The following is a 16,200-nucleotide window of genomic DNA, read 5'->3' as shown; positions in this document are numbered from 1 at the left end:
GTTGCCCCGTTAACAGCAAGATCTAATGAGAAACTTTAAAGCAAGTTCCAGTAAACGAAATATCCCACACTACACGAGCGACACTCGTTAAAAATAAAAAGAACTCTATGGAGTATAGAGTTCTTTTGTGTTTAAAGTATGAAAAGCGTAAGAAAATTTTTCGTTACATGATTTTCTTAATCAAGCCGCACAGCTCCTCCACCGCCTCGGTTTTACCCTCCTGAATATCGGAAACCACACAGCTTTCTATATGGCTTTGTAACAGTTCCTTACTAAAAGCTTTTAAAGCGGAGGAAACGGAACTTACCTGGGTAAGGATATCCACACAATATCGCTCCTCTAAAAGCATATTGCGAATTCCTCGAATCTGTCCCTCCATACGGTTTAAGCGAGAAATCAAATCTCTTCTTTCCCCCTCATCTCTAGCCTGTTTTTTCTTTCTTCCTCCACAGCACCCTCCCATTTCCATGGAAGCTTCTTCCTTTTGCTCCTCCTGCATAAATGCAATCTCCCTTATAGACATTCTTGTTTTCACATCGTTTTATAAAAATCAGAGCCTTACTTGATTATGTACACTGATTATGAAAAATGATGATGAAAATTCATTATGAAATGGATTTTACCGTATATTCCTGATCTTCCACAGCCTTCTTCAATACTTCATCCGCCACGGCTTCTTTCAAAGTAACAACGGCCTTACCTGTTTCATGACTAACCTCAGCCTTTTCCACCTGTGGCAAAGCCTCTAAAGCCTTCTTTACCGTTCCGGAACAATGTCCGCACATCATACCTTCAATGTCCAAATGCTTCTCCATAACAATCTCCTTTTCTTTTTGTGCATGACTCTCTTTCTTTTCAGAGTCAAAATCCAACAGTAACTTTTCTTTCTTTTCTTCCGCCAAGCCTTTCCTATGGTCTTTAGCGGAATTGTTTATGTTAAATAAGTTTAACCTTAGTGCATTTAAGCACACGGAAAAGCTGGAAAGGCTCATCGCCGCCGCCCCTACCATAGGACTCATGGCAAAATTCCAATGGAAGATGGCGGAATAAAATCCTGCAGCAAGGGGGATACAAATCACATTGTAGAAGAAGGCCCAGAACAGGTTCTCATGAATGTTTCGAATCGTAGCTCTGGAAAGTCGAATACTCTTCGGAATATCCCTTACTTTTGATTTCATCAGCACCAAATCCGCCGCATCAATGGCCACGTCCGTTCCTGCCCCTATGGCAATCCCCAGATCCGCTCTTGTCAGGGCAACCGCATCATTGATACCGTCTCCTACCATGGCTACCTTACCATAGTTTTGGAGTTTTCGAATAACCTCTTCTTTTCCGTCAGGAAGCACTTCGGCAATGACCATATCCACTCCGGCTTCCTTACCGATGGCATTTGCTGTCCTTCTCTGATCTCCGGTAAGCATAACCGTGAATATTCCCTGCTTTTTCAGCTCTTCAATTCCCGTCTTTGCATCCTCCTTCAAGGTATCTGCTACGGCGATACAACCTAAAAGCTTCTCTCCTTTTGCAAAGAATAATGGGGTTTTTCCCTGTTCGGAAAAACTGTTGCACTGCTCTTCAAAACTCTTTTCCAAGGAAAAATGCTCTTTCATATAGGATAAGGAAGCTGCCACCGCTGTTTCTCCCTCTATGGTTCCGGAAACACCATGTCCCACCATAGCCTGAAAATTATCCACGGGCAGTGTAGAAATCTTCTTCTCTTCCCCATAATTTAAAATAGCTTTTGCTAAAGGATGTTCCGAATTCTTTTCCAGGGAAACTGCCAGAGTCAAAAGCTCTTCTTCGGAAACTCCCTGCATAGGAAGAAGATCCGTAAGCACCGGGCTTCCATTGGTAATGGTACCGGTCTTATCCAGGGCAATAATTTCTACCTTTCCGGCTGCCTCCAAAGAAGCGGCGGTTTTAAACAAAAGTCCGTTTTTCGCACCAACTCCATTTCCCACCATAATGGCTACCGGTGTAGCCAGCCCCAAAGCACAGGGACAGCTGATAACCAGTACGGCTACAGCTCTGGAAAGGGCATCGGAAAATGTTCCTCCATTCAAAAGAATCACAACAAAGGTCAGTATGGCAATGCCGATAACCGCCGGTACAAAGACACCGGAGATTTGGTCTGCTATTCTGGCAATAGGAGCCTTGGTAGCTGCCGCATCGGATACCATTTGAATGATTTGAGATAAGGTGGTATCCTTTCCTACTCTGCTGGCTTTAGCCTTGATAAAGCCGGACTGATTCAAAGTACCGGCAGAGACCTTGTCCCCTTCTCCCTTATCCACAGGAAGGGATTCTCCCGTTAATGCCGACTCATCCACAGCAGTAACACCGCTTATAATAACACCGTCAACCGGTATCTGTTCTCCGGGATATACCGTGAAGAAGTCTCCCTCCTTCACTTCCTCTACGGAAACTTCTGTTTCCTGCTCCCCTGTAAGAAGGTGTGCCTTTTTAGGACTTAAATTCATTAAGCTCTTTAAAGCATCCGTAGTCCGTCCCTTGGAAATTGCTTCCAAAAGCTTTCCCAAAGTAATCAGGGTAGGAATCATAGCGGCAGTTTCAAAGTAAAGATGATGCCCCAGTGTTTTTACCTGCTCCAGGTTTCCCTCTCCAAAGGCATAGAGTATACCGTAAAGGATTCCCAGGGAGTATAGAAAGGATGCGGCGGAGCCCAAGGCCACCAAAGTATCCATATTGGGGGCTAAAGCAAAGGCGCTCTTAAAACCGGAAATGAAAAACTTTCTGTTGATGTAAAGAACAATTAAACTAAGTAAGAGTTCCGTTAATGCCAATATTCCGGGATTGGAAAAGGCCTTTGGAAGCGGAGCATGGAATAACATCGGTCCCATGGAAAAATACAAAAGAATTGCTAAGAAAAACAAGGATTGAAGCAGTCTCTTTTTTAGCTTTGGACTTTCGGTATCCTTTAGAGCATCCCCCTTATCTTTCTTCTCCGATAGGGTATTGCTCTCTTCCGGATTCTCAAAACCGTAACCAGCAGCTTCTACTGCTTTTTGGATTTCATCTGCACCTACTTCTCCTTCCACTCCCAGGGAGTTGGTTAAAAGAGAAACGGAGCAGGACTTTACGCCGGGGACTTTAGACACGGCTTTTTCTACTCTACTTTGACAGGCAGCACAGGTCATACCTGTAACTCTATATTGTTTCATATCTTCCTCCTTTCTTTTTCGCCATCATAATATACCCCCATAGGGTATATGTCAAGGAGGGAAATGTAAAAAATTGAAGAACTTGAAATATTACATTGCATGTAAATTGGAATTCCTGATTTTCAAGTTCTTCAATTTTTCAGTGCCTTTTTAGAACTCTATCTTATTATAGGCTTCTCCTTTTTCTACATCGTATAGGGTGAAGCTGTTGTCTTCCAGGATGCCATAGCTATGGGGGCTGTCTTCTTTTGGATAGCTGATTGAGCCGGGGTTCAGGTGATAGTAATACTTTTCTCCTCTGGTCTTCTTCATTGCCACGGGAACATGGGTATGTCCCTGGAGGAAGATATCTCCATCTTTTTGGAGGGGAAAGCTTTCCGCGTTATAAACATGGCCGTGGGAAAGGAACACTCTGTGCTTTCCCCACTCCAGGATGGCATAGTCCGCCATAACGGGAAAGTCCAAAACCATCTGATCCACCTCTGCTTCACAGTTTCCCCGAACCGCAAGAATTTCTTCCTTCAGCGGATTTAAGAGCGCTATAACCTCTTTGGGGGCATAGTCTCTTGGCAAAGGGTTTCTGGGGCCATGATACAAAACATCCCCCAGAAGCAGGATTCTCTCACAGCCGCTTTTTTGATAGGCCTCTATCCCAAGCTTTGCATAATACGCAGAGCCATGAATATCACTAAGCACAAAATACCGCATCTTACATCCTTTCCGGAGCAGAGAAGCCCAGCACCTGAATACAATCCATAAGAACCTTCCAGCTTAGGCAAAGAAGACCGATATATTCCTTCTTCTTTTGCTCGTCCTCCTCTGTCAAGATCTTTACATTGTGATAGAAAGAATTGAACTGATTGGACAAAGAATAGATATAGGTACAAATTTTATGGGGAGCACAATCTCTCCATGCATCCCGCATCTCATCCTGGAAGGCTGCCAGAATTTTTGCAAGTGCCATTACATTTTCATCTCCGGAACTTCCAATGGGATAGTTCTTTGCATTTTCCGATATCCAGCTTAGGCTATCCTTCCAAGCCTCTCCCTTACTTTCCGCATACTTCCGTAAAATGGAGGAGATGCGGACAATGGTATAAAGAATATAGGGGCCGGTATTTCCTTCAAAGGCAGTAAATTTCTCCAAGTCGAAGATATAATCCTTGGTGGCTTGGTTGGAAAGGTCACCGTACTTTAAAGCAGCTAAGGCTACGATTCCGGCGGTTTCCTCTTTTTCCTCTTGACTCAAGCCGTTGTCCTTGGATTCCTCCATGCGCTTTAGAACGGAATCTCTGGTCTCGGAAATCAAACGCTCCAGTCTTAAGACTCCACCCTCTCTGGTTTTAAAGGGCTTTCCGTCCTTTCCGTTCATAGTACCAAAGCCGATATAGCTTAACTCTGTTTCTTTTGGAAGAAGCTCCGCCCGTCTTGCCACACGGAAAAATTGCGTGTAGTGAAGGGCCTGACGACTATCTGCTATATAAAGATATAAATCCTTCGGATAATGCTCTTCTCTATCCATAATGGTTCCCAGATCAGAGGTGGCATATAGGCTTGCTCCGTCGGATTTCTGAATCATACAGGGAGGATATTCCTTACTGTCCCCCTCCTCCGTAATATCCACCACTAATGCTCCCTGAGAACGATAGGCTAATTTCTTCTCTTCCAGTAAAGAAATCAGCTTTGGAATATAGGGGTCCGCATCTGACTCCCCCTTCCACAGATCAAAGTGCACATCCAGAGCTTCATAGTTCTTCTTTAAATCCGCAACGGAAACTTCCATAATTCTTTCCCAAACCTTATGAAATACAGGATCTCCCTGCTGTAGCTTTAAGGTATTTTCCTTGGCACGGTTAGCATATTCCTCATTAAGCAGATTTCCGGCTTCATCCTTTTCCTTGGCTTTCTTGGAAGCAAAGGGGTAAATCTCTTCCAGCTCGGAAATCGTAAAGGGCTTTTCCAGCTCTCCTCTGTCCTCTAATTCTGTGATAATGAGTCCCATTTGCAGACCCCAGTCTCCAAGATGCACATCTCCTACCACATTATTTCCAAGTCTTTTTCCCATTCTTTTCAGGGCTTCTCCGATTACAGCAGAACGAAGGTGTCCTACATGAAGAGGCTTTGCCACATTGGCTCCGCCGTAGTCCAGTAAAATCTTTCTACCTTCCTTTTCATGAAGGCCATTCTGCTCTTCCGTCTGCATCCCCTGAAGATAAGCTCCTAAAAATTGTGGGGAAAGCTTCACATTTAAAAATCCCGGCTTTACCGCTTCAACAGAAGAAAATAAAGGAGTATCTTTATAGCTTTTCTTTTCCAAAAACCCCTTTACCTTCTCGGCCAAAGCAATGGGATTCTCCTGATATTTTTTTGCTCCCATCAAAGCCCCGTTACTTTGATAGTCGCAAAGGTCAGGACGGTTGGAAACACTGACCTTAGCTAAGTCCTTATCATACCCCGCCTCCACAAAGGCAGATTCCATAGCTTCCTGTAGTATTGCTTTTAAAGCCTGCATAGCGATCCTTTCTACAAAAAAAGGCTTCCTTTTAGGAAGCCTTAGTCTCAATTTTCTTCTAGGAGAAGCATTCTTCCCAGTGCTTATTCTCTACACCAGTCCTGCACTTATGCTCTGGACTCGTAGTCACCTGTCTGGGTAGAAATAATAATCTTATCTCCGATATTTACAAACAGAGGAACCTGTACTTCAACACCTGTCTCAACAGTAGCAGGCTTTGTTGCACCGGTGGTGGTATTACCCTTAATTCCCGGCTCTGTATGAGTAACCTCTAAGGTTACCTTCAAAGGAGGCTCTACAGAGAATACATTTCCCTGATAAGATACTACCTTAACGGTTTCGTTCTCTTTAACGAACTTCATGGAATCTGCAATCTGCTCATGAGACAAAGCAATCTGCTCAAAGGTCTCATTGTTCATGAAGTTGTACATCTCTCCGTCATCATAGAGATACTGCATATCTACACGGTCAATACGTGCTGCAGGAAACTTCTCTGTGGGACGGAAGGTCTTATCGGTTACACCACCGTTAATAACATTTCTTAACTTGGTACGAACGAAGGCAGCTCCCTTACCGGGCTTAACGTGCTGGAACTCCACGATCTGAACTACCTGTCCATCCATCTCAATTGTAACACCATTTCTGAAATCACCTGCAGAAACCATAAATCCTCCTAAATCACTTTTCTTTGGGAAAAACTCCCCCTTCTCTTAGGCACTTGGCCATTAACTCGGGAACAATTCTAATATAAAACAAATAAACATGCAAGCTTTCCTTCCGGAAAATCCGGCGAAAAAATCGGAATTTTCATAGAAAATCAACGGAAATGTCCTATTCTCTTCCTTCTAAAAACGATGTCCCCCACCGCCGGAGGAATGGCCTCCTCCACCGCTGAAACCTCCACCGCTAAAGCCGCCACCGCCACCGCTACTTCCCCCGGAGCTTCCGGAAGATCTGGGAACATAGAGCTTATTTTGTGAGATCAAATCCTTTCGCCGCTGGGCAATGATAAAGTCCGGAGCCATAGCCGCCAGGATAGCCCCCGCCGCAGCCGTTTCATTTCTCTTTCCTGTAATCAGCCAGAGGAAATTCAGAAGTAAGGCCAAAGCGGCAGCAAGAAACAAATTGCTAATCCATCGCATCGGCGTCTCCACAAAGCGTCCCTCCATCTTGGCATTCATCTGCCGGAAGGCCATAGTGGCAGTTTTTCCGAAATCCCCATTGGAGGCATAGCGATAAATGTTATCCGTAATGCTGTCTGCCACATGATTATTGATAGTTTTATACAAGGTTCCCGAACTTTGAATTCTGATTTCCCTATTATACATATCAATCAATAAGAGGCTGGCACTGCCGTTGGGAAAGGAATCCTCCAACAAATCCTTGGCAGTGGACGCCGCAGAGTAGCCGCCCTCTCCGGAAACAAAGGCAATATTCCCGTATTTTGTTAATGGGATCATCGCCTCCTTAACCTGCGTCTCCTCGGAAGAACTAAGTAGGTCACTTTCATCCAAAAGGTAGGCTTTATAACCGGAACTACTATTCGTATATACAGAAGCTTGTAACAGCTCATCGCTGCTTAAGGCAAAGCTCTGAAAAGAAAGTGTCAGCAAAAAACTGAAAAATAGAAAAACAGCAGAATACTTTTTCAGGAAACTTCTATTCATCACTTCACCCCCTTCTTGTCAAAAAATTCCGGTATGGAACGGGTGGATAAAATATTGAACTTCTTAATCATCAAACGCAGGGAAAGAATCGACATAATCCCGCTTACCGCACTGGCCAGATAGTAATATTCATCCTGTACCGGATGCCAAAGCATAATGCCTAAGGAAAAGAAAACGGAAATAAGAGCATATCCTGTTCCATTATGCCGAAGAAGCTTCGCCCTCTCTTCCTTGGACTTATTTTTGTTTCCCGTAAGACTGTCTTCTCTCTTTTTGATTTTTGAAATCTGTCCCTGAGCCAAAACAATCAAGAGGGTGGACAAAGCCATGGTGTACCAGGGAAGATTCTCCGCCTTGATTTGAAAAAATAAATTCAAAATCAGGAATATGGGAATGGCAATCATCATGGATGCGTTATGAAAACGACTTTCACTTATAGGAATATCACAGTAAACCTTACCGGTCTCTCCATTTACCACTGCATAGGCGATTCGATTGTCCTTTTTATAGCTCAAAAACCAAACCGGAAACATTCCCCGCTCTACAGTAACGGTTTTGGCACCGATTTTTGTTAAAGATCGAATGCTTTCATTGTTTAGCTGCATGTCGCTTTCCTGAAAGCCCTGCCTTCCCAAGACGGAGGACCAAAGTTGTTGTTCCACCATATGAAGGGCTTTGGGCTCATATTGCTTGGCATCCGCATCCGCCACATCACTGTAAAAGCCTAAAAGGAAGTTCGGACTGAATTCCTTTAAATTCTTCTCGGTAAAGGGAGCAATACAGCCGGCAATCGTATCATCAAAGCGGGTGGAGGCATCATAGGGGATGTTGTTAAACTTTCCCTGCAGCTGTCCGGAAAGGGCATAACGTTCCTGATATTGATAGCTTCCGCTTCTATATTCCTTTAGTCCCTCCAATGCCAAGGGCTCATCCACCTCAAAGCTATAAAGCCAGTAGGGAAGATAATACCCCACAAACCTTTCCAGATACTCCGGATTTTCCAGTTCCTTATCATGGTAGATAGCGGAACGAACCTTGTCTTGATAACGCTTTTTACAATCCTCCTTGGTAAGCTGGAAGGGAATGATTTTCTGAGGCATCTCCGCCTGCTTCATTCGACTGGTGAACACCACAGAGGAACCGCAGTAGGCACAAAAGCCTGTACCGGAGAAATCCGTACTCTCTATCTCTGCCCCGCATTGGGGGCAGGTAAATACCTGGGTATCGTAGTACTCCTGTACCACTCCTTCAACGGTCTTATCCTTATCGTAGGGATTAAAAACGGAGTCGCATTGTTGACATTTCAGGCTTTGTGTTTTGATATCAAAGAGTAATTCTCCTGCACAATTCGGGCAACGGGCCATTTTTCCTCCTGTCTATTCCAATCTACTGTTTCTTAGGCTTTCGTCAGTTTTTTCTTTTTAAATCTTTGGTGTTCTCAGTAGAATTTCTTCTCTCTTCGGGCCATTGGACACCATGGTAATGGGAACCTCCAACTCCTTCTCAATAAAGTCGATATAGTCTCTGCACTCCTGTGGGAGATCCTCATACTTACGAATTCCGCGGATATCCTGCTTCCAGCCCTTCAATACGGTATATACCGGCTTAGCCTTTCTTAATAAGGGAGTTACCGGAAAATCACGAATCACTTCTCCATCGATTTCATAGCCGGTACAGATGGGAATTTCATCCAGATATCCCAGAGGATCTAAAACAGTTAAAGCTACCTGGGTTGCTCCCTGTAATGCACAGCCATAACGGGAAGCTACCGCATCGTACCAGCCCACACGTCTGGGACGGCCTGTGGTTGCCCCGTACTCTCCCTTATCTCCGCCTCTCTTACGAAGCTCCTCTGCCGCTTCTCCGAAGAGCTCGCTGACAAACTCACCTGCTCCCACCGCAGAGGAATAGGCCTTGGTGACACAAACCACATCGGTAATGGCATAGGGCGGAATTCCTGTTCCTACAGCCGCATAGGAAGCCAGGGTATGGCTGGAGGTTACCATTGGGTAAATACCGTGATCAGGATCCTTCATGGTTCCCAGCTGTCCCTCCATTAAAATCTTCTTTCCTTCTTTAATGGCAGTTCTCAGGAATAAGGAAGTATCCTTTAAAAATGGCTTAATCTCTTCTCTTTGCTTCTTAAGCTCTGCTAAAACTGTATTAAAATCCAAAGGCTCCTTGCCATAGAGATTGATAAACATAGCATTTTTGATTTCCAAAATCTTCTTTAGACGTTCCTCTAAAATATCATCAAAGTACAGCTCATTAAACTGTAAACCGATCTTGGCATATTTATCGGAGAAAAATGGAGCAATACCGGACTTTGTGGAACCGAAGCTATTCTTTCCTAAACGCTCCTCCTCATAAGTATCCTGCAACACATGGTGGGGAAGCATTACCTGGGCGCGGTCGGAAATGTAAATCTTGGGCTTAGGAACACCTGCCTCTTCCAAAGACTTCAGCTCTGCCAGGAATTTTCCGATATCCACGGCAACGCCATTTCCCAAAACGCAGGTTACATTGGGGTTAAACACTCCGCTGGGCAGAAGATGCAAAGAAAAACGTCCATAAGGATTGATGATGGTATGTCCCGCATTGGCTCCTCCCTGAAAACGAACTACAATGTCCGCAGATTCTGCCAAATAGTCTGTAATCTTCCCCTTACCTTCATCTCCCCAGTTTGCACCGACAATTGCTTGAACCATACTTGTTCCCCTTTCTTACATTTGAATTGTATAATGCAGTGCGATTGCACCCTCAAACAGTTAATCTCTAAAATCTAATCTTTTTTAATCAATCTTGTAATCCACTGATACACATAAAAAAGACTGGGAAGAATCATGACACAGAACAATAAGGCCAGCATATACTCCTTTTTTCCCCCGGTGAAAGCCAGAAACAATAAGGCTATTAGGGCAAGACAAAAAAGTATTAAAGTGAAAATGGCTATTCCTCTCTTCATATCTTTTCCTTCCTCAGTATACAAAATTTAAAAATATCACACAAGATGCTTGTTTTAATTCTTAAAGCTTGATTTCTACTGAAAGATTTAAAAGCTCTTTATTCTTTTCCAGCAAAGGCGCGATATCTGTTGCAATAAAATCCTCAACCTGCTCCTTACAACGGCCGATGTATTTTTCCGGGATCAAAAGCTCCTCCAAGTCCGTTTTTTCCAATGGGAATTCCGGATCTTCCGCAATTCTTTGCAGTAAATCATTGTCCAGACCATCTCTTTTCACTCTTAAACCGGCCTCCATGGAATAGCTTCTGATTTTTTCATGAAGCTCCTGCCGGTCTCCCCCTCTTTTTACCCCGTCCATCAGGATGTTTTCCGTAGCCATAAAGGGAAGCTCTTCCCGAAGATGCTTTTCAATCATTTTAGGATAAACCACTAAAGCGGAGGCCACATTGTAATAGAGGTCCAAAAGTCCGTCTGTAGCCAGAAAAGCATGGGGTATAGAAAGTCTCTTATTAGCCGAGTCGTCCAAGGTTCTTTCAAACCACTGGGTTGCGGCGGTAATGGGAGGATTCTGGCTCTCCGCCATTACAAAATTGGCAAGGCCGGCAATTCTTTCACAGCGCATGGGGTTTCTCTTATAGGCCATGGCACTGGAACCGATTTGCTTTTTCTCAAAGGGCTCCTCCACTTCCTTCAAATGCTGTAAAAGCCGAATATCATTGGAAAACTTATGGGCGGATTGAGCAATTCCGGAGAGAATCGCCAGAATCTTGGAATCAATTTTTCTACTATAGGTTTGGCCGGATACGGGATAAACTCCGGGGAAATTCATTTTCCTTGCAATCTTTCTGTCCAACTCTCTACATTTTTCATGGTCTCCTTCGAAAAGCTCCAAGAAGGAGGCCTGAGTTCCGGTGGTACCCTTAGAACCTAAAAGCTTTAAGGAAGAAATGCATTCCTCCACATCCAGAAAATCCAGATACAAATCATGTAACCAAAGACTGGCTCTTTTCCCAAGAGTAACGGTCTGTGCTGCCTGAAAATGGGTATAGCCAAGCATGGGCAGTCCTCTATACTCCATGGCAAAGTCCACTAAGACCTTCATGCAGTTTAAAAGCTTTTTCCGAAGAAGCTTTAAGCCCTCCCGCATGGTAATCAGATCCGTATTGTCTCCCACATAGCAGGAGGTGGCTCCCAGATGAATGATTCCCTTTGCCTTTTCACACTGTACGCCATAAGCATAGACATGGCTCATCACATCATGGCGAACCTCTTTCTCTCTAGCCATGGCCACATCGTAATTGATATCCTCTGCATGCTCCTTTAATTCCTGAATCTGCTCTTCGGTAATGGGGAGCCCCAGTTCTTTTTCACTTTCCGCCAAAGCAATCCACAGCTTTCTCCAGGTTTTAAATTTAAAATCGAAAGAAAAGATTTCCTGCATCTCTTTGGAAGCATAACGACCGGACAATGGGCTTTCGTAGCTTTGATGACTCATGATTCCCCCCTTATTATTTCAAAACATCCGCCATACTATAGCTTCCCGGCTCCTGCTTTTCCAGGAAAAAGGCAGCGGTAATAGCTCCCTTTGCAAAGATTTTCCGACTATAGGCGGTATGATTTAAGCTAATGACCTCATCTTCACCGGCAAAAATCACCTCGTGGATTCCGGGAATGGTACCTCCCCGAAGAGAAGACATACCGATTTCTCTCTTCTCTCTTGCTGTATCTCTTCCGGAACGGTCATAAACCTTTACCAGTGCTTCTCCAATACCCTCTTCCACAGCCTTTTCCAGCATTAATGCTGTTCCGCTGGGGGCATCCTTTTTTCTACGATGATGCGCTTCCATAATTTCGATATCAAAGTCATTTTCATAAAGCTTTTTTGCGGCAATCCGTAAGAGCTCCTGTAAAAGATTAATGCCCAAAGACATATTACCGGAGCGAAGAATGGGAATCTGTTTGGAAGCCTCCTGAAGCTTCTTTTCCTGTGCTTCATTTAAACCTGTGGTGCAAAGCACAAGGGGCTTTTTTTTCTCCACTGCAAAATCCAGAAGAGCATCCACAGCCTCTTTTACGGAGAAATCAATAATACAGTCAAAATCTTCTTTCACTTCCGCTCCGCTTCCGTAAACCGGAAATCCGGGGTGCTTCAAATCTGTATGGGAATCCAGACCGGCTACAATCTCCATTCCCTCCGTCTTCTTCGCTACCTCCTGCACATTTTGTCCCATCACGCCCTTCGCACCATGTAATAATACCCTCATCTTTTCCTCCTTCAGCTCCGGAAAACCACTCTACTTTTTCTTGTTTATTCTATTTCATTTTTCCGCAGAAAAAAAGAGGGGCGGAAAAGAAGAAAATAAGAAACAGTTTATCCTGCATTTATTTTCTTTTCTTCACAGCCCCCTCTTCTCTATTAGGATAAAATCCCGTAGCGGCGCATTTCTTCTTTTAATACCTCTTGATGTGCTTCTTCCATCTCTGTCAGCGGAAGACGCATTCCTCCCACAGACTTCCCTTGTAAATTCATTCCTGCCTTTACCGGAATGGGGTTCACTTCCATAAAGAGGCTATGAATCAAAGGAAGCGCTCTCTTCTGCTCTTCCCAAGCCCCCTTCACATCTCCGGCAAACCACTTCTTGCAAATATCCGCTGTCTGTCTCGGTGCCACATTGGACAACACGGAAATAACGCCGGAACCTCCGATGGAAAGTAAGGGAACAATGATTCCATCCTCTCCTGAATAGAGTAAGAAATCTTCATCCACTAAACGCATCAGCTCTGCAGTGCCTCCTACATCTCCGGTAGCTTCCTTTACGCCTACAATATTTTTTACTTTATAGTAAAGATCTGCCATGGTCTTCGGCTCAATCTTCATACCGGTTCTGCCCGGCACATTGTACAGAATACAGGGAATGGAAACCGCATCCGCAATAGCCTTGTAGTGGGTATATAAGCCCTTCTGGGTTGCCTTATTATAATAAGGTGTCACCAAAAGCAGTCCGTCAGCTCCGGCCTTCTCTGCTCTTTGGGAAAGGTCAATGGCGGTTGCCGTACAGTTGGAGCCTGTACCTGCAATAACGGGAATACGGTGATTTACCACCTTCACGGTATGGGCAACCACTTCAATATGCTCATCCTCCGTAAGGGTTGCAGCCTCTCCCGTGGTTCCTACTGCTACAATGGCATCCGTACCTTCTGCAATCTGTTCTTCCAAAATCTCCGTCAGCTTCTCATAATTTACACTTCCATCCTCATGAAAGGGGGTAATCAAAGCAACGCCAGCTCCTTTAAATAATGCCATAGTCTCACTCAACCTTTCTTATTATTTTCTGTTAAATCCGGCTCTCTTTCTAGCGGTAGGATCCAGAATCTTCTTACGAATACGGAGATTTTCCGGTGTAACCTCCAAAAGCTCATCCGTATCGATAAAATCAATACACTGCTCCAAAGACATAATCTTCTTCGGTACCAGCTTCAATGCCTCATCAGAGCTGGAGGTTCTGGTATTACTTAAATGCTTGGTCTTACAAACATTTAACTCGATATCCTCAGACTTCGGACTCTGTCCGATAACCATACCGCTGTAAACCTTCTCTCCCGGGCCGATAAAGAGGGTTCCACGGTTCTGTGCCTGGAATAAGCCGTAGGTAACCGCCTCTCCCTGCTCGAAAGCAATAAGGGAGCCCTGATGACGATAGTTCAAATCCCCACGATATTCACCGTAGCCCTCAAACTCTGTATTCAAAATACCGTTACCCTTGGTGTCGGTAAGGAACTCTCCTCTGTAACCGATTAAACCTCTGGAGGGAATTTCAAACTCCAAACGGGTATAGCCGGAAGCCAAAGGGCTCATGCCGTTTAAGGTACCCTTTCTCTGGGTAAGTTTCTGGATTACAGAGCCGGTAGCATCCTCCGGCACATCGATATAAGCAATCTCCATAGGCTCCAGCTTTACGCCCTGCTCATTTTCCTTATAAATAACCTCTGCCTTGGAAACCGCAAACTCAAAGCCCTCTCTACGCATGGTCTCTACCAGTACGGAAAGGTGAAGCTCTCCACGGCCGGAAACCTTAAAGCAATCTGCGGATTCCGTCTCCTCTACTCTGAGGGAAACGTCCGTATTCAGCTCTCTGAAAAGACGATCACGGATATGTCTTGAGGTAACAAACTTTCCTTCCGTTCCTGCCAAAGGAGAATCATTAACCATGAAATCCATGGAAATAGTAGGCTCGGAAATCTTCTGGAAGGGCAATGGCTCCGGATTCTTCTCTGTACAAATGGTATCACCCACATGCAGGTCTTCAATACCGGAAACCGCAACGATATCTCCAAAGGAAGCTTCCTCCACATCCACTCTCTTTAAACCGTCAAAGGCATAGAGTTTGGTGATACGTACCTTTTTTCTCTTGTCCGGATTATGGTGGTTCACAACCAAGGCTTCCTGATTCACCTTAATCTTGCCGTTCTCCACCTTACCGATTCCGATTCTTCCCACGAATTCGTTGTAGTCAATAGTAGAAACCAGGAACTGGGTTTCCGCATCCGGATCTCCCTTCGGGGCCGGAATAAAGTCTACAATGGTTTCAAACAAAGGCTTCATATCCACATCCGGATCTTCCAGCTTAAGCTTTGCATAACCGTTTTTGGAAGAAGCAAAAAGGAAAGGACAATCCAGCTGTTCATCGGAAGCATTTAAATCCAGCATCAATTCCAGTACTTCATCCACCACATCATTGGGACGAGCCTGAGGCTTATCAATCTTATTCACTACCACAAGAACAGGAAGACGAAGATCCAAAGCTCTTTGTAAAACGAATCTGGTCTGGGGCATGGGACCTTCAAAGGCATCCACCAATAAGATAGCACCGTCCACCATTTTCAAAATACGCTCTACCTCACCGCCGAAATCTGCGTGTCCCGGAGTATCTACAATATTGATCTTGGTATCTCCATAGCTTACCGCGGTGTTTTTTGCCAGAATCGTAATGCCTCGTTCCCGCTCGATGGGGTTGGAATCCATCACTCTTACACCAACCTCCTGATTGTCACGAAAAACACCGGACTGCTTTAAAAGCTCATCCACTAAAGTCGTCTTACCATGGTCAACGTGGGCAATAATGGCAACATTACGTACATCTTCTCTATTCTTTAACATTTACTTCTCTTTCCCCTTAAAGAAACTTAAAAGCCTCTTTAAATGATTCATTTTTATCTACAGTTCATTAACTTAGGAAGTATACCACCGGCTATTTTTGATTGCAAGGAAAACCACCTCTTGTCCATACTCCCCAATGTGCTTTTCCAAGGACAGATACTGTTCCTCCTCCATTTGCAGGAAGAGCTCTACTCTATCCGTGTAGCTTTTTTCCAAAATCCGAATCCCCATTTCCTGAAAATCATATTCCAGTCTCCCCAGTAGTGTGTAGGGAATACTTAGCCGGATTTCTTTCCCCTCTTTTCGTTCCAAAAGCTGCGCTTCCGCAAGCACCTGCTCTGCCGCATCTCCATAGGCTCTGGATAAGCCCCCTGTTCCCAACAAGGTTCCTCCGAAAATACGGCTTACCACGCAGAGAACATTTTTCAGTTCTTTTCTTTCCAACCTTTGCAGAATAGGAGCTCCGGCGGTTTTCGCCGGCTCTCCGTCATCGCTTTGCTTTTTCTGCTCCTGCAAAAAGCCTTCCCGCTCTTCCAGGAAAATGTAAGCATAGCAGTGATGTCTTGCCTCGGGATAAGTCTTTTTACATTCCTGTAAATAAAAACTCACCTCTTCAAGACTTTGAAGTGGAAATAAAGAAGCATAAAATTTTGATTTTTTCACTTCCAGCATGGAGGTAAAACGATCTTGGATAAATTTCATGCTTCTTTTCCTTT

General features: G+C 44.4%; 14 protein-coding genes. All 14 read right to left on the bottom strand.

Features of this window, described 5'->3' with window-relative positions; genetic code table 11:
* Positions 1 to 163: 163 nt before the first annotated feature.
* The 14 genes from RYL27_RS00815 to RYL27_RS00750 all read right to left on the bottom strand — a co-directional run bounded on the left by RYL27_RS00815 (position 164) and on the right by RYL27_RS00750 (position 16,186).
* Positions 164 to 499, bottom strand: a complete 336-nt coding sequence (locus tag RYL27_RS00815; RefSeq protein WP_331667016.1) for a metal-sensing transcriptional repressor — start codon at positions 497 to 499, stop codon at positions 164 to 166.
* Between the two features lie 106 nt (positions 500 to 605).
* Positions 606 to 3,182, bottom strand: coding sequence for a heavy metal translocating P-type ATPase (locus RYL27_RS00810; protein WP_314964511.1), 2,577 nt, complete (start codon positions 3,180 to 3,182; stop codon positions 606 to 608).
* Positions 3,183 to 3,332: 150 nt separating this feature from the next.
* Complete coding sequence (gene yfcE, locus RYL27_RS00805) at positions 3,333 to 3,890, bottom strand: phosphodiesterase (RefSeq protein ID WP_314964508.1); 558 nt, start codon at positions 3,888 to 3,890, stop codon at positions 3,333 to 3,335.
* 1 nt (position 3,891) lies between these two features.
* On the bottom strand, positions 3,892 to 5,694 hold the full coding sequence (gene argS, locus RYL27_RS00800; RefSeq protein ID WP_314964504.1) for an arginine--tRNA ligase: 1,803 nt from the start codon (positions 5,692 to 5,694) through the stop codon (positions 3,892 to 3,894).
* A gap of 107 nt (positions 5,695 to 5,801) precedes the next feature.
* Positions 5,802 to 6,359: an elongation factor P gene (gene efp, locus RYL27_RS00795; protein WP_007156011.1), complete on the bottom strand. Its 558-nt coding sequence runs from the start codon at positions 6,357 to 6,359 to the stop codon at positions 5,802 to 5,804.
* A 180-nt stretch (positions 6,360 to 6,539) separates the two neighbouring features.
* Positions 6,540 to 7,361, bottom strand: coding sequence for a TPM domain-containing protein (locus tag RYL27_RS00790; RefSeq protein WP_007156010.1), 822 nt, complete (start codon positions 7,359 to 7,361; stop codon positions 6,540 to 6,542).
* Positions 7,361 to 8,725 carry a zinc ribbon domain-containing protein gene (locus RYL27_RS00785; RefSeq protein WP_314964502.1) on the bottom strand — a complete coding sequence of 455 codons (1,365 nt, stop codon included), beginning with the start codon at positions 8,723 to 8,725 and terminating at the stop codon, positions 7,361 to 7,363. The genes RYL27_RS00790 and RYL27_RS00785 overlap by 1 nt, the downstream gene beginning before the upstream one ends.
* A gap of 57 nt (positions 8,726 to 8,782) precedes the next feature.
* Positions 8,783 to 10,069, bottom strand: coding sequence for an adenylosuccinate synthase (locus tag RYL27_RS00780; protein ID WP_183684840.1), 1,287 nt, complete (start codon positions 10,067 to 10,069; stop codon positions 8,783 to 8,785).
* A gap of 74 nt (positions 10,070 to 10,143) precedes the next feature.
* Positions 10,144 to 10,326: a hypothetical protein gene (locus RYL27_RS00775; protein WP_040648282.1), complete on the bottom strand. Its 183-nt coding sequence runs from the start codon at positions 10,324 to 10,326 to the stop codon at positions 10,144 to 10,146.
* A 61-nt stretch (positions 10,327 to 10,387) separates the two neighbouring features.
* Positions 10,388 to 11,824, bottom strand: coding sequence for an adenylosuccinate lyase (gene purB, locus RYL27_RS00770; protein WP_442945740.1), 1,437 nt, complete (start codon positions 11,822 to 11,824; stop codon positions 10,388 to 10,390).
* Between the two features lie 10 nt (positions 11,825 to 11,834).
* On the bottom strand, positions 11,835 to 12,590 hold the full coding sequence (dapB, locus tag RYL27_RS00765; protein ID WP_308580183.1) for a 4-hydroxy-tetrahydrodipicolinate reductase: 756 nt from the start codon (positions 12,588 to 12,590) through the stop codon (positions 11,835 to 11,837).
* A 152-nt stretch (positions 12,591 to 12,742) separates the two neighbouring features.
* The gene (dapA, locus tag RYL27_RS00760) at positions 12,743 to 13,630 is read right to left on the bottom strand and encodes a 4-hydroxy-tetrahydrodipicolinate synthase (protein WP_314964495.1); all 888 of its coding nucleotides are present in this window, start codon (positions 13,628 to 13,630) and stop codon (positions 12,743 to 12,745) included.
* A gap of 21 nt (positions 13,631 to 13,651) precedes the next feature.
* Positions 13,652 to 15,484, bottom strand: a complete 1,833-nt coding sequence (gene typA, locus RYL27_RS00755) for a translational GTPase TypA (protein WP_007156003.1) — start codon at positions 15,482 to 15,484, stop codon at positions 13,652 to 13,654.
* A gap of 72 nt (positions 15,485 to 15,556) precedes the next feature.
* Complete coding sequence (locus RYL27_RS00750) at positions 15,557 to 16,186, bottom strand: IMPACT family protein (RefSeq protein WP_314964492.1); 630 nt, start codon at positions 16,184 to 16,186, stop codon at positions 15,557 to 15,559.
* Positions 16,187 to 16,200 lie beyond the last annotated feature (14 nt).

It is taken from the genome of Oribacterium sinus (assembly GCF_963537195.1).
Lineage (GTDB): Bacteria > Bacillota > Clostridia > Lachnospirales > Lachnospiraceae > Oribacterium > Oribacterium sinus_A.
This window is presented reverse-complemented; position numbering and strand designations above follow the sequence as displayed.